Raw genomic sequence first — 15,627 nt, forward strand, 5'->3', positions numbered from 1 at the left:
TTTTAAGCACTCTTTAGAAAAGGAACTAACGGTGGTTGACGAGCAACTTAGGAAGATGATGTTTTTGAAATACTGTAATTGGTTCAATCTGAAGGACGATAAGATTCCAACAACAACAAAATGATTGAACTAACGAGAACGATAGCATGAACAACAAAAGGCTCACGAATGTATGGGGGTCAGAAGATGGATTACTGGAGAAATTATACGATATGGTTTGACCAGCTCCCCAAAAGTCTCTTTCATGTAATTGATTTGAAGGAAGCAAGATTAAAAGAAAGTGAAAAACAAGATGTTGAGTATCTAATCTTATGGCATCACAAGATAAATAAGTTGGGCAATTTTGTTGATATTCCTGAAAATATCCGCTACTTAGAACTAAACTGGTTTAGAAAAATTCATTAAATTGAAGCGTTTAGAACTCCACTACTGTACCAAATTACACAGCGATAGCGGTCTTGCTAAAGTAACTGATACGTTGGAGCATTTGCATATTAACCAATCAAAAAAATTCGTTCCAGCGGAAGAGTTATTTTCACTTAGAAATCTTCGTGTTCTTTGCCTTAATTCTTGTGGTGATATTGAAAGTTTAAAATTTCTAAATAAGTTTCCTAATTTGATTGATTTTCGTTTTGTTGACACCAACGTAAGCGATGGTGACCTAAGCCCAATAATTGAACACCCAACAATTAGAAGCGTGGGCTTCCTGAATAAAAGACATTACAACGTCAGTGCAGAGGAAATGGATACTATTCTAATACAAAAGAATGGTGCTAAAAAATTTAAAACAAAAATACAGAAAGAAGGCACAGACTTCTCTACTTTCAGATATATTAATTAACTCAACGAATGTTAAGCTAAACGGATACGATAGTGGGGGAGCTGCCGCGAGTAACATAGTTATATAAAAGATGAGGTGATACATTTTGTACGCTGTCGAGTTCTTTTTTGAAGATTCTTTTGAACAATATGTTAATGGTATTTGGAAGGGATTACACGATGAAAAAATCACGTCTAATATGTATGATATTTTCGATCTAAGACCTCATATTACTGTAGCGGTCTATAATGATATCCCTGATCTGGGGATGTATTTTTCACGCTTCAACTCATTTTTTGAAAATGTATCAGAACTTGATATAAAATTTGATGTACTTGCTTCATTTCCGACTTCAGGGACATTATTTATAGATCCAACAGTCACAGAAGGCTTAATCAAATTACATAAACAATATCATACGGAATTCGGGGATCTTCTTGAGTTTGCAAATCAATATTATATCCCTAATAATTGGGATCCTCACTGCACTCTCGCCATAGGGCTTAACCCACAACGGATGATAGAGGCGATGAAATATTGTTACCAAGACTTTACCCCTCACAAAAGCAAGATTGTAGAGGTAGGATTAGTAAAACTGGGTTTTGAATCGAGTAAATGCATCAGCAGTCCCACCATTTTATCTAAAGTATTAAAACATTGAGCTAAACATTCCTGTAGGGCCTAAGATTTGGCCTTTGTCAAAAAAGGAGCACCTCGGTATGATGGGTTTGTCGAAGAGTTTATAACTCAACACCATCAAGGAGGCGCTCTTACTTTGAAGTTTAAGCAATCAGACGGAAAAATCAACGTATTGAACGAATTACCACATTTCACCTTGTTGTAGGAATAGATATCGCGAAGGAAGCTCATGTAGCACAAGCAACTAATTTTCGCGGCATTGTACTCAGTAAGCGCCATCTTATATTCTCAAATACAATTGAAGGATTCGAAAAATTAGAACGATGGATCGTTGGAATACAAGAGAAACACCGCTTAAAGGGACTCATAATCGGCATGGAGCCGACAGGACACTACGGGTATAACCTGGCGAATTGGCTTGCCGACAAGGGCAAGCACGTTGTCATGGTGAATCCGGCCACTACTAAACGAAATAAGGAGAACCGGGATAATTCTCCCTCCAAGAGTGATCCGAAGGATGCGCTTGTCATCGCTGACGTGGTCAGCCGAGGCTACTACTATGAATACTCGCGACAGGCTATCGTTTTTCAAAGGTTGAAGACGATTATGAGTGACCGGGAATTTTGGGTGACGAATAGTGTACGGCTGCAGAATCGAATCATCCGCTGGTTAGACATTCGCTTCCCTGAGTATTTCTCAGTTTTTAAAGACTGGACCTGCATACGGTCCTTAGCTACTCTGAAAGAATTCCCTTCTCCGCAAGACCTAGCGTCACTGTCCGTATCAGAGGTGATTACAGGATGGAGAGAGCATATGAAGCGAGCCGGCGGCTCCACTGGCATGCAGAAAGCTGCGCAGCTCATCGCTCAAGCTAAACGTAGTGTAGGCGAAACAACTGCCCTCGATGAAGCAAAACAGGATTTGGGGCGGCTATTTCAAGAGTTCGAACGGATTGTTGAGATACTAGAGAGAATAGAAAAGGACATACAAGTGTTGCTCAGTGAAATTCCTATGGCTAATCAGCTTCGATCTATCGGCCTAGGCACGATCTGCATTGCAGCCATTCTATCAGGTGCTGGCGACCTCAGACAGTATGCCCATGGACGTCAATTATTGCGTAAAGCAGGCTTAAACCTAGCCGAAAGTACTTCGGGGAAACGCAAGGGACAGATCGTGCTCTCTAAAAGGGGAGATGCTACGCTGCGAAAATATCTGTATCTGGCTACGCTCCAACTCGTTGGAAATAACCCTGTTTTCCGACAGCTGCATAAGAACAATGTTCAAGTCAAGCAAATGAAGAAGCACCAATCGGTATTTAAACTGATTGGAAAACTGGCACGAATCATCATCGGCATTGTTGTTCGCGGAGAAACTTTTTCTCCTGAAAAAGCTGCTCCTATATACACTCAAGCTGCCTAAACGGATTAAACGATCACGTATATTGACTCATTCGCAGGATTTTACAAAGAAAGCACGGAGGACCGAGTTCGTACCCAATAAGGGCTCAGACCCGTCAGCTAAACGCTATCGGTCTCCACGCCTTGGTCAGGTATAACGAAGGAATGTAAGGGCATAGACCCGTAGAGCCGTGGGATGGTGAAACCCCCAAGGGAATTGTGGAGTATGCGTGCAGAAGAATAACACTTGGAGAAATGTTCCACTCGTTTCTTCTGTTCATGCATGGCCAAAATTGGAATAACGGTGCCTAATAACTTAATTTCTGAACGACACCTGATTTCCAAGGCGATGAAATCCTGCGAATTAGTGAGTATATGTGAGATAAACCCTTAAAACCGAGGGACGGGTACGAGAGCTCAATAAAAACACTGGAAGGCTGCCGACGCGGATTGGTGGCCTTTTCTCTGCTAACAGGTAGGGTATTGCAACGTTAAATGATTTAATAACGTATAATATGTAAATTATTGTGCATTTAAGTAACCAAACTGATTCAATTGGTCGGCTAAAGGAGAGATTTCATGAACGGTTTTGACGATAGTCCTGGTTTTTTCGGATTCATAGAGGATATGCCTTTATTTTTTAAACTGTTTGGAGGGTTTGTTTTTGCTATCGTAGCAGGAGGATTTCTGTATGCTATGGTGCGCGGTCTCCGGATCTGGATGGGCAACAATGCTTCTGAAGTCTTAACGAGAGCCGTAACAGTCGTGGACAAACGCACCGAGGTATGGGGAGGGTCTGGAGATTCCAGCGCGAACACCAATTACTACGTGACATTTGAAATGGATGAACAATCGCGAATCGAATTGCCGGTAAGGGCTGACAGATACGGTCTGATGGTTGTAGGTGACCAAGGAGAACTCACTTATCAAGGGACGCGTTTCAAAGAATTTAACAGACGGGCGAAGCAGTCGAATATATGAAAGCGTGGATTAAACAAACCGTGGCACTCTTTAGTTACGCTAACTGACAGGTTAGCGTGGTAAAGTATGATGTATTTCAAGGGAAATGGCAGTATAATTGTGTAAAAAACAAGGGGCTTTTGAGGATGATTAGAGTTGCTTATAGGTCCAAAGGGTTTGGGTTATGTATGAACATATTGGATGTCTTAGAAGCCGTTCGCTCATTTATGTTCATGGGCTGGCATAATCCCCGGACATCACGAAAGTGCAGGTAAAAGAAAATAAGATTCAATCTTTTTTATTTACAGACATTAAAGGTCTGTGATATATTGTTTAAGCCCAAAGAACGATATGAAGGAGGCGATTGGATGATCTATGATTGTGCCATTATTGGCGGCGGTCCGGCAGGATTGAATGCGGCATTGATGCTGGGTAGAGCCAGACGTAAGGTCGCTCTGCTGGATAACAATCAACCTCGCAATGCAGTTACACATGCTTCACACGGATTTCTGACACGGGATGGGGTTACACCGTCCGAGTTTCGGCGCATCGCTAATGAAGAGGTCACACGTTATCCATCTGTAGAACATCACCCACTAACGGTCATGGATATCCAGAAGATACCGGAAGGGTTTCTGATTATGGCAGGAGATCAGGTGGTGCGTGCACGCAAGCTGTTGATTACTACGGGGCTGAAAGAAACGGTGCCTGATATTCCCGGTTTGAAAGAGCTGTATGGGAAAAGCGTATTTCATTGCCCCTACTGCGATGGATGGGAACTTAGAGATCGTCCGCTTATTGTAGTTGCCGAGAACGAGGGCCTCTTTCACCTGGCGAAGCTGTTGTACAACTGGAGCCGCGATCTTGTCATCTGCAGCAACGGACGCAGTGTGTTGACCGATGAACAAAAGCAAAAATTAAGCAGTCACAACATCACAGTATCCGAAAAAAGGGTTGCGGAGTTTCGTGGCGAAGCAGGGATACTGCAAGAAGTCGAATTTGCTGACGGCTCCAAAATCGGGCGAACTGGCGGGTTCGTGACACCGCACTGGCAATCGAATTTTGTATTTTCTGAGCGACTAGGCTTGGAAACAAATGCAATAGGAGGGATCATCGCCGATGCTATGGGAAAAACAAGGAGTCCCGGAATATTTGCAGCCGGTGAGGCGAATACGGGTGCCCCTTCGCAACTTATTGTGGCTGCCGCTGCAGGAAGTATTGCTGCTGCAAGCCTGAATCTGGAGTTGACCGAAGAAGAATTCAGCCTGTAAAGCGGGTCATAAGCTTGACCAAGCCATCAAATAAAGGATATTATGAGTATGTAAAATCGTTAATAAGGAAGGTTGATGTGCTTGAAATACTCAAAAGCTACCGATTATGCGCTACATACGATGCTTTTTTTGATGGCCGCTACGCCTGACAAGGCAGTTGGCGTACAACAGCTGGCTGAGAAACAGGGGGTATCTCCTACCTATTTGTCCAAAATCTTGACCAAGCTAGCTAAAGCTGACATGATCGAATCCACTTCCGGAGCCCATGGGGGATATAAATTAAAGCGGAATTGGGAGAAACTATCTTTTCTTGATATTATTCATGCTATTGAAGGTACATCCTCTTTGTTTGATTGCAGCTTAGACCATGGACCTGAATGCCCGATTCAGCAAGTCGTTGAAGTCGCAGAGGCCAAGATGGAGCAGCATTTAAGACAGCAGACGTTAGCCACACTTGCCATCAAAATGAAGGACAAACTTTAATTTTTTTAGAATAATTAGAGATATAATGCATCTGTAAAATCTTTTATGAATAGGAAGTGTACACATGAATGTAAAGGGAGCAGAAGACTTGCAAAATTCAAAAAAACATTACCAAACGACTCCTATTATGGCAGCCTTTTTGCTAAGCGGTTTTGTCGGATTGTTCAGCGAAACAGCGCTGAATGTCGCCTTAAGCAGCTTGATGGACTTGTTCCAGATTTCTGCATCCATGGCGCAGTGGCTGACAACGGGTTATTTGTTGACACTGGGCATTTTAGTTCCGTTGTCAGGACTGCTGCTGCAATGGTTTTCCACCAGGCAACTATTTGTTTTCTCCTTAAGTTTGTCGATTGCTGGTACATTGATTGCCGCACTTGCCACAGGGTTTGAGGTGCTGTTGATCGGACGAATCATACAGGCCGCAAGTATGGCCGTGTTGGTGCCATTGATGTTTAATACGATTCTTATTATTTTCCCTCCGGAAAAAAGAGGAGGGGTAATAGGGATTCTGGGTCTTGTGCTGGTTGTGGCGCCTGCCACGGGCCCGACGTTATCGGGGATAATTATCGGAAGCTTGGGGTGGCAGTGGATATTCTGGTTGTCCCTTCCCGTCATCGGTTTTTGTCTGCTGCTTGGATTAAGGTTTATCCAAAACGTGTCTACGATTTCCAAACCCAAAATCGATTTGTTTTCTCTTATCGTCTCTACGGTAGGATTTGGCGGAATTGTATTTGCATTTAGCGGTGTAGGTGAAGGTGAAGGCGGTTGGGGTAGTGCGGAGGTTATTTATCCGATGATTGCGGGAGTATTGGCTTTGTTGGTATTCGTTTGGCGCCAGAACCGAATAAAGCAGCCGATGTTGAATCTGCGCGCACTTAAATACCCCATGTTTTCGATTGGAACGCTCATGTTGTTTGTTTGCATGCTTCTCATATTAACTGCCATGGTCGTGCTCCCCATGTACTTGATCAAGGGATTAGGACTTGATGCCTTAACAGCGGGTTTGATCCTGTTGCCCGGAGGCATTCTGCAAGCCATTATGTCTCCGGTAATGGGGAAAATGTTTGATAAATTTGGCCCGCGCTGGATTGTTCCTTTGGGCTTGATCGTGATTTCGGCGGCTTTGTTTTTTCTTAAGGGAATTTCGGAAAGCACTCCATTAATACTCATTATGATCATGCACACCGGGTTGATGGTCGGTATTTGTGCGGTATGGATGCCATCGCAGACCAATGGTCTTAATCAACTGCCTCTGGAACTATACCCGCATGGCAGCGCGATTATGAACACGATCCAGCAGATTGCCGGAGCGATCGGCACGGCAATCGCCATCAGTCTGATAACAGTCGGCAGTCATGCTTTTATAGAAAAGGCAAGCGACCCGACAGACCCTGTAAACGATTCGTTAGCTCTAATAGCAGGTGTTCAGACTAGCTTTGTTTTTGCGCTTGCGGTTGCTCTTGTCGGCTTACCTCTTGCCTTCTTCATAAAACGAGTGCAGGTGGATAATCCGTCAGCCTAATAAATGAAGAGGGAAGGAATGGTTGTTATGTCAGAATTGTTTGATGCGGACAATTGGGAGAAGGCCTGGCGCAATGATTCTAATACGGGAGTCAACAAAATGAAAAAAGCCGGAATCGATCCGGCGCATGCCTTTGATAAGAAGGCAACCCTTTTTAATGAACAGGCATTTAGTGAAGAAGGAAAACAGCGTTCAAAGCGCATTTTGAATTGGATCGAGGGCCAAGGAGTGGCATTTGACCAGGCTTCCATCTTGGATATCGGAGCCGCTTCAGGCGGTTTCTCCGTTCCATTTGCCAAGCGGGGAGCTGTAGTCACTGCTCTAGAGCCGTGCGTTCCTCTTGCACAGTTGCTGGAGCAAAACAATGCTGGGCTCGCCGAGGGAAAGATCCGGATTGTTACCGAAGCTTTTGAACATATTGATGTGGATGCAAGCGGCTGGAGAAACGCCTTTGATGTTGTCTTTGTATCCATGTGCCCTGTCATTGTCGATTGGGAGAGTGTGGAGAAGGTACTGAGCTGCGGGCGCAAGTTCTGCTATATTAGCTTGCCTGTTGGGGGACGGGAACACAATCTGATCGATGACATTTGGACGCTTGTTACGGACCAGCCCCGAAAAAAGGAACATTTGGAGATGGCGTATTTGCTTCAGCTGTTGCTGCTCAAAGGGTATGCCTATGAGTCGCTAGTGACGCGGGAGACGAAAACTACTGAGGTGTCACGGGAAATCGCTTTTCAGGATGTAATGAACTGGTTGTCGATCTTTGGTTTGTCGGTGGATGAACCAATGCGGAGGACGGTACGGGATTATCTGGAACGGGTATATCCGGCGGACAAAGTGGAAATCAGAGAAAGCGGCCGTTACGGCAAGGTGTTGATTCGATTGCAGGATCAACACATGTATACCAGATAATTGGATGAAGAAGTTCTATGAGCCTCATCGATTTTATTGGTATAGGATGAATACAATATTGTCTTAATGGGAGGCTTTAAAGGATGAATGATTCAAGGAAACAATGCACGGAAGTAACAGATTCATCTCGGCAACAATTCCATTCACCTTAACATGTTGACGACATATCATCCTGAAGATTTAAAAGAAGTAGAGAGTCTGACAAAAGAAGAAAAAGAGCGTTTAGTTAAATTGAAGCTTTATGATAATGAACTATCTGGATACATGAAAATCCAAGCGACGCGTCCACAGACTTAGCCTATGCTTTAACCGACTCACCTGTTGGTCAACTAGCTTGATTGTTAAAAAAATTAAGGAATGGACTGACTCTACAAACCTTCCAGAAGAAGCTATCGATAGTGATGATATTCTTACAAATGTAATGCTGTATTGGCTAACTGGAACAGCTGGATCTTCAACGTCTATACTATGAGACATTATTTAAGTATGACGCTTCAGGGAAGAACAAGGGAATTTCTGCAGTACCAACTGGTATAGCAGTTTTTCAGAAGATATTATGCTACCGATTCGTCGATTTGCCGAGCGCGATCATACGATGATTCATTGGTCTGAGTTTAATAGTCCGGTTGCGGTCCTTTGCTTACTATAAATGAATATTTACGTTTGATCGTTAAGCTAACGGGTACGATAGTTAAGTGCGAAAGGGCTGCCGCTTGGTAGCCCTTCACTACGAACGGGCAGTTTAGTTATGTGGAATCCATTACTAATACACAAAGTCGTTATATTCTGAGATAATTAGATGGCAGAATTTCATTTAAGAAGATGGTAAAAAATTGAACCTTGGCTACCTCACAGTAAGTCGATCCCTTTTCATTTGCTGAAGAAACGAGAGTAGTTTTTTAAATAAAGAATAAGCTATTGTTTGTCTAGTTATAAATTGGTAAGTGATTGAAGCTGTTAAGATTAGGAGTCGATAATAATGCGAACTTTTCGATTGGTACCTTTGGTTTTTGCAGTTTTGTTGATCATTTCCGTTTTACTAAATTTGTTCCAATGGAAACTAAATAATGAACAATCGGATAGAATCACGAACGTTCTAGGAGAAAGTGTGGCTAGTGGAAGGGGCCATTTAATTGAAACAATGGTTAATTTGGATAACGCTATTAAAGGTGAGCAAACCGTCATGTCCTTAAGAGAAACTTCCTCTAATATGGATGCGACATACAGAATATTAGAGCCAACAGTTCACCTCCACCCGAAATATTCGAATGAATGGCTGGAAATCAAAAAAACCTTATTCGATATATCTCATTCTCAAACCCTTAGGAAAATAGAAGCCGCTTATCAGGCAGAGGGTGTTCTTACCTCAGAACAAAAAGATATACTTAAACAAATTCTGTTTTTTCTAACGGAAGTACGTGAAAGCCTTGAAGCACCCTCAATCCGTATATTAGTTGGTGGGGATCCTGATTTTTATATCCCTTCCGAAGCCATTCAACGAGCATTCCGTGCTGCAAATACAATTCAAGAATTTCTTCAAAGCAAACAATAATTACGCTAACGGGTACGATAGTGGAGCATGCTGCCGCGGTGCAGATGCTCCATTTTTTGACTCAACTAACTGACAGTATAGTGGGGGAATTTACCTGTATAGAAGCAGGGATTTACATGTTAAATTAGGATCAAATAAACAAAAAACAAGGGGAACGTTATGAAAATCAGGTTACTTGAAGTATTAATTTGCATTGTGCAAGGCTTTTTTTCAGGGTTAATTCTGAGTGGGACTGGGAGACATATTGAAGAAGGCGGAATTGAAATTTTGCTCGGATGCATCTTCTGGATATCTGTCTTTTCTTATATTAGAAATAGATGATAAACTCCCAGGAGGAACGATATAATGGGTAACGGTATCAATCGTCTAGGAAAAAAAATTGTCATACCTGTTATTGTTTTAATCCTTTTTGCAGGATGGTTTTTATGGATAACATACGAACATTCGAAAGCTAATGCAATAAAAAGCAAAGTAATATCAGCATTAAGTGTCGCTGTCGAGTTGCAGCAATACGAAGGAGAAAGAATTCTGCTTAAGCAGCAAAACAGTTTGCCTTTTTACACAACTAACTTTAACGATACAGAACAACAGATAAAAGTCCTACAAGATATGTTATACCGCTTAAATTTAGATCAAACTGTTCCGCCCATAAAGGTATCTAAATTTAAGATGTTCCAAACGTCTTCTATTGATATTCATATAACTACCAAATACACAGAGGTTTTTGGAATTAAAAAAAGTATTATCGTTCACACAACAGCGAAGTTAAAAGCATTTAAAAATAAAACAGGTCCAGAACAATTTGACTAAATGTAGAACTTACACATTGATCGAAGGCAGTTGACGATCAATAAAAAGATGTTCGTTATTATAAGGCTAAGGACTTCATTACCTGTTTAAGAGTCGCAACAATCATTTTTATCATGCGATTCTATTTATAGAACGGAAACAAACCACATGGAGGAACAAAGATGAGAAGAGCATTCTTAGTATTAACTATTGCTGTTGTTGGATTGATAATTGGATGCAGTACACAATCAGAAAAGGGCGATTATATCATTGAAAAAGAAATCGATAGTAACATTCCTATGATATTAGTTGCAAAGAATATTTCTGAAGAAGACTCAAAAACGAAATCCCGTTCTGATTTTATGAAAGACGGAACTGATTTAATGTTATATCACATAGAGGATACGAATTTGTATACAGACCTTAGTGTTGGAGAAAGGGTAAGTGTAGAAGCAAAAATGACTACGATGGATGGAAAAGAAATTACACATGTAATGCTATCGGATCCCCCACAAACAGTGGCAGGCAAAATAACCAGATATTCAATAAGATGAATATTTCGCTGGTAACGATAGAACACCGAAAGGGCTGCCGCGTGGTAGCCCTTCGTTACGATAACTGGCAGTTATGCGCAACAAATTTTCTCCAATTTCGTCTTGTTACCAGAGGGAGTGAAAATTTTGAAAAAGTTGGTTTTAGGAATAACCTAGGGACGAGTTCTATACCTCAATAAACACGAAGGACGTTAGCCGGCGAAGTTGCTGCCGTTTTCTGACGGGAACGATAATTCAATATTGACTCCATTGAACGGGAGACAAAACTGTTATCCAATAGTTTTGTCTTCCGTTTTTTATTTAAGCAAATTTATACCGGTACAAATAACGGATGTGATGTACTTGTACACTAGTCATGGATCCTTTTCAAAGACTCCGCCAAAATGTAGGTATCAAGGTGTTGTCTCTTTGGTCTTTACACCTTTTGTTTCACCCTATTCCGAAATTCATAATAATTTAATTTTTGTCATATCCGCTCGGCATGTGACCGCTTTCAATTGAATAAAGTATACATAGACAGATTCACATGCTCTCGAGGCTGGTGTTTCCTGCGCAAACTTGAGAAATAGCTTTCGAGGTTGGATTTTGCTAACGCAAAACCTGAGGGAGGTACACACATGGCAGTGGATTTGAAAACGAAAGAACATATCCGCGGCATTCGCAAGGCGGGCCGTATTGTTGCGGCCTGCCACAAAGCGCTTTCCAAACGGATCGCACCAGGCGTAACCACGCAAGAAATTGATCGATTTGTTGAGCGGTTTATGCTAGATCGCGGAGCTACTCCTGCTCAGAAGGGATATAAGGGATATCCGTTTGCGACGTGTGCTTCCGTGAACGAGGTCGTCTGCCACGGATTTCCCGATTCGGTGCCGCTGGAGACAGGAGATATCGTTACAATTGACATGGTGGCGGATTTGGATGGCTGGAAGGCCGATTCCGCATGGACGTACGCGATCGGCCGAACGACAGCCTCGACCGAAAAGCTGCTGTCTATTGCGAAGCAAGCCATGTTGGACGGTATAAAGCAGGCGGTTCCGGGAAATAGACTCGGCGATATTGGCTTTGCGGTACAGTCAAGGGCAGAGCGGGCAGGCTTCCAGGTCGTTACTGCTTTTGTAGGTCATGGCATTGGAAGAAGCATGCACGAATATCCCGAGGTCGTGTATCGCGGCATTCCGGGTCAAGGGATCGAGCTTGAGGAAGGCATGGTCATAACAATCGAACCCATTATAACAGCGGGGCGGGCAGAGGTATACATAGGCCCAGACGGTTGGACAGCAAGCACAAGAGACGGTGGTTGGGCGGCTCAATTCGAGCACACGGTTGCCGTTACGAAGGAAGGCCCGATCGTTTTGACCCGTTGGGAATAGAGGGGTTTAACATAAAAAGCCGAGTAAGATTCAGGTATCGCACCTGCATCTGCTCGGCTTTTAAATTCGGCGGCAGCACCGTAATTGGAGTCAATTGCAAATGACGGTCGAAGGGGCTTTCCAAAAGCATTTTGGGAAAGCGCTTCGTTTTATCATGTGCAGCAGCGGTTATCGTGACGAGCAGCCAAGGTGAAGAACTGGAAAACCTCCTGTTAATCTTGCCCGCATGCACTATGTTGAATTATATTGCTGGAAAACCTCCCGCTAATCTAACAAAAAAACACTTTTGAGCGGGCAAGGTGCCGAATCAGAGGGAGAAATTCCGCCTCCGCGCTATCCTCTCGTTTTCAGTCCGGGTCTAATGTCCTCTTTTTCATTTGAAAATACAGGGATATTTTACTATTGATATAAAATTTTTGCCTTGCTAGAATAAGGATGCAAAACGAATTACATACAGCGGGATTGTTACTGCACAGCAGGCAAGACCTAAAATGTTTGAGGATGACCGTACCGGCAGGTGCGTTATTCTTTGGACGTTTTAGGTCTTTTTTTGTTCCGCGAAAACGGAGGGAGGATCCGGAATAAAAGGTTAACTGCAGCAGAAAAAATAATAAGCAATCAATTCTTGGGAGGAATAAAAATGAAAAAAGCAGCTAAATTTGGGAAACTGGTGTTGACCGCAGCGATTCTCGCAAGCAGTCTGACGGCGACTTCCGTTTCGGCAAAAGCAGCGCAGAATCCGTCTGTGCCTAACGATTACACGGCCGTCTGGTCCCGTCAGGCAGCGGAGCAAGTCAAGCTTACGTCTGAGAACACGGCACCAAAGATTGACACTAACTTTAAACTGGCCGCTCCTGATGTATGGATCTGGGATACTTGGCCGCTCCAAAACCGCGATGGCTCCCTTGCTGTCGTCAACGGCTACAGAATCGCATTCGCATTGGTGGCTCCGCGTACGTTCGGATGGAACGACCGTCACACCGAAGCCAGAATCGGTATGTTCTACTCCAAGGACGGAGTCGACTGGACTTACGCAGGCATTCCTTATGACTATGATAAAGCTTACGGCCACATGCAATGGGCCGGTTCCGCAATGCTGGACAAAAAAGGCAAAATTCACTTGTTCTACACGGCTACTACCGATATGAATGCGGGCGGCGGCAAAGAGTGGGATCAGAACGGCTGGGTACAGCGGGCTGAGCAACGTCTGGCCAAAACGACTTTCGACATTAAAGCGGATGACAGCGGCGTTAAGCTGATCAATGAAGGCCAGCACCAAATCATCGCCGAGCCGGACGGCAAGTACTACGAAACGATTGAACAGTTCCATGATGGAGGCCATAACATCACGGCTTTCCGTGATCCGTTCTTCTTCCAGGATCCGAATACAGGCAAAGAGTACATCATCTTCGAAGGCCAAGTAGGCGGCAAATCGAGCGAACAAAAACTGAAGCCTGAGAACATCGGCGACGAAGAATACCGCAGCACGCATACCGTTCCGGATAGAGCTGAACTGTATGACGGTAACATCGGTATTGCGGAAGTAACCGACAAAGATGCGTCCAAACTGAAGCTGCTTCCTCCTTTGCTCGAATCCATCGGTACGAACCATCAAGTGGAACGTCCACACATGTACATCAAAGGCAATGATTATTACCTGATGACGATCAGTCATACCTTCACGTACGCACCAGGCCTGACCGGTCCGGACGGCGTATACGGCTTCCACAACGAAGGCGGCATCCGCGGCGATTACAAACCGCTTAACGGTTCCGGTCTAGTTGTAGCCAACCCGAAAGAAAGCCCGTACCAGGCTTACTCCTGGATGGTTCTTCCGGATGAAACGGCAATCAGCTTCATCAACGAACCGCTTGACGAGAACGGCAATGTGAAACACGGCGGTACATTCGCTCCAACGCTGCAGCTGTCCTTCGAGGGCGACAAAACTAAAATCGTCGGTGAACTGCAGCACGGCGAAATCCGCGATTTCGGCCCTTATCTCAGCGCTAAAGATGTAACAAAAATGGAGAAAAAAAATTCCCAAACTGAAATAACAACGACGAACTGGACACGCGAGCAAGCGTCCATGATCGAACAAAACGAAGACAACACCCTGCCTTACACGGATATCAAAAAGCTTGAAAAAATGACGCCGGACTATCACATCTGGGATACATGGCCGCTGATGGACCGCGACGGAAATATCGCTACGTACAAAGGCTATAAAGTGCTCTTCGCGCTTTCCGCACCGAGCGATGTGCTGCCGGGCAAAGTTCACGATATCGCAACGATTCGTTACTTCATCTCGAAAGATGGCAAGGAATGGAAATTTGTGGGCGACCTGTTCCCGGAAGGCACTAAGCTCGGTTCCCGTCAATGGGCAGGTTCCGCGATGCTGGACGGCGATAAAATCCATGCATTCTACACCGCTACCGGCCATGAAGGCGAGAAAAACCTGACTTATGAACAGCGCTTGGCTATGTCCATCGGTGAAATCGAAGCAGACAAAAACGGCGTAAAATTCACGAACTGGACTCCGCACCGCATCATTATGGAGCCGGACGGCGAATACTACCAAACGCTGGAGCAAGCGAAGCAAGGTGAAGGCGGCGGTTACGCTTTCCGTGATCCAATGTGGTTTAAAGATCCTAAAACGAAAAAAGAATACCTTATATTCGAAGGCCAATCCGCAGGCGCTGTTGCCGACCGCGAATTGAAGCCGGAATACATCGGCAGCGAAGAGTTCCAGAAAAATCATACCGTTCCTGCAGGCGCAGCTTATGCCAACGCGAACATCGGTATTATCGAAGTCGTTAAAGGCGATTTCAATAACCTGAAGCTTCTTCCCCCGCTTCTTGAAGCGAACTACGTAAACGAAGAACTGGAGCGTCCGCACATCGTGGTGAAGAACGGTAAATACTATCTGTTCACAGATAGCCACATTAACAAATACGCGGAAGGTCTGAAAGGTCCTGAAGGCCTGTACGGTTTCGTATCCGACAAACTGGGCGAAGGCTACGAACCGCTGAACGGCAGCGGTCTGGTTATCGCCAACCCTAAGAACAACCCGTACCAAGCTTATTCTTGGCTGGTTCTGCCGAACCTGAACGTCGTCGGCTTCGCGCATTTCGGCGATTTGGGCGAAATGGCCATCGGAGATGTCGGCAATCAGTCTCCTGAATATCAATTCGAACACTGGGGCGGCACGCTGCCTCCGACGGTCAAAATTGCCCTCAATGGCGACACAACCAAAATTGCAGGAGAACTTCCTCCAGGCTGGATCAATTAAGAAACGAATTGAATAATGTCTAAAAGCTGCTCTCAGCCCATGCTGAGGGCAGTTTTTGGCGATAATTGG

At 44.2% G+C, this 15,627-nt stretch carries 14 protein-coding genes; all 14 read left to right on the top strand.

Features of this window, described 5'->3' with window-relative positions; translation table 11 throughout:
* Positions 1-186 precede the first annotated feature (186 nt).
* The 14 genes from DFP97_RS31280 to DFP97_RS31285 all read left to right on the top strand — a co-directional run bounded on the left by DFP97_RS31280 (position 187) and on the right by DFP97_RS31285 (position 15,558).
* Positions 187-405: a hypothetical protein gene (locus DFP97_RS31280; protein WP_245975753.1), complete on the top strand. Its 219-nt coding sequence runs from the start codon at positions 187-189 to the stop codon at positions 403-405.
* Position 406: 1 nt separating this feature from the next.
* A complete protein-coding gene (locus DFP97_RS00005) occupies positions 407-841 on the top strand; it encodes a hypothetical protein (RefSeq protein ID WP_245975755.1) in 435 nt (144 codons plus the stop codon).
* Positions 842-926: 85 nt separating this feature from the next.
* Positions 927-1,481, top strand: a complete 555-nt coding sequence (locus DFP97_RS00010; protein WP_114377941.1) for a 2'-5' RNA ligase family protein — start codon at positions 927-929, stop codon at positions 1,479-1,481.
* A 128-nt stretch (positions 1,482-1,609) separates the two neighbouring features.
* Positions 1,610-2,878: an IS110 family RNA-guided transposase gene (locus tag DFP97_RS00015; protein ID WP_114377942.1), complete on the top strand. Its 1,269-nt coding sequence runs from the start codon at positions 1,610-1,612 to the stop codon at positions 2,876-2,878.
* A gap of 557 nt (positions 2,879-3,435) precedes the next feature.
* A complete protein-coding gene (locus tag DFP97_RS00020; protein ID WP_114377943.1) occupies positions 3,436-3,837 on the top strand; it encodes a DUF2500 domain-containing protein in 402 nt (133 codons plus the stop codon).
* Between the two features lie 347 nt (positions 3,838-4,184).
* Positions 4,185-5,087, top strand: a complete 903-nt coding sequence (locus DFP97_RS00025; RefSeq protein ID WP_114377944.1) for an NAD(P)/FAD-dependent oxidoreductase — start codon at positions 4,185-4,187, stop codon at positions 5,085-5,087.
* Between the two features lie 81 nt (positions 5,088-5,168).
* On the top strand, positions 5,169-5,570 hold the full coding sequence (locus DFP97_RS00030) for an RrF2 family transcriptional regulator (RefSeq protein WP_114377945.1): 402 nt from the start codon (positions 5,169-5,171) through the stop codon (positions 5,568-5,570).
* A gap of 64 nt (positions 5,571-5,634) precedes the next feature.
* Entirely contained in the window at positions 5,635-7,092 is a 1,458-nt protein-coding gene (locus DFP97_RS00035; protein WP_114377946.1) for a DHA2 family efflux MFS transporter permease subunit, read from the top strand.
* Between the two features lie 27 nt (positions 7,093-7,119).
* Positions 7,120-8,004 (top strand): class I SAM-dependent methyltransferase, encoded by an 885-nt coding sequence (locus DFP97_RS00040; RefSeq protein WP_114378302.1) that lies wholly within the window; start codon positions 7,120-7,122, stop codon positions 8,002-8,004.
* Between the two features lie 979 nt (positions 8,005-8,983).
* The gene (locus DFP97_RS00045; RefSeq protein ID WP_114377947.1) at positions 8,984-9,556 is read left to right on the top strand and encodes a hypothetical protein; all 573 of its coding nucleotides are present in this window, start codon (positions 8,984-8,986) and stop codon (positions 9,554-9,556) included.
* 345 nt (positions 9,557-9,901) lie between these two features.
* Positions 9,902-10,366, top strand: a complete 465-nt coding sequence (locus tag DFP97_RS00050; protein WP_114377948.1) for a hypothetical protein — start codon at positions 9,902-9,904, stop codon at positions 10,364-10,366.
* Between the two features lie 161 nt (positions 10,367-10,527).
* Complete coding sequence (locus tag DFP97_RS00055; RefSeq protein ID WP_114377949.1) at positions 10,528-10,899, top strand: DUF3221 domain-containing protein; 372 nt, start codon at positions 10,528-10,530, stop codon at positions 10,897-10,899.
* A gap of 617 nt (positions 10,900-11,516) precedes the next feature.
* Entirely contained in the window at positions 11,517-12,269 is a 753-nt protein-coding gene (map, locus tag DFP97_RS00060; RefSeq protein ID WP_114377950.1) for a type I methionyl aminopeptidase, read from the top strand.
* A 640-nt stretch (positions 12,270-12,909) separates the two neighbouring features.
* The gene (locus DFP97_RS31285; protein ID WP_245975758.1) at positions 12,910-15,558 is read left to right on the top strand and encodes a glycoside hydrolase family 68 protein; all 2,649 of its coding nucleotides are present in this window, start codon (positions 12,910-12,912) and stop codon (positions 15,556-15,558) included.
* Positions 15,559-15,627 lie beyond the last annotated feature (69 nt).

The organism is Paenibacillus prosopidis (assembly GCF_003337375.1).
GTDB classification, from domain to species: Bacteria; Bacillota; Bacilli; order Paenibacillales; family Paenibacillaceae; genus Pristimantibacillus; species Pristimantibacillus prosopidis.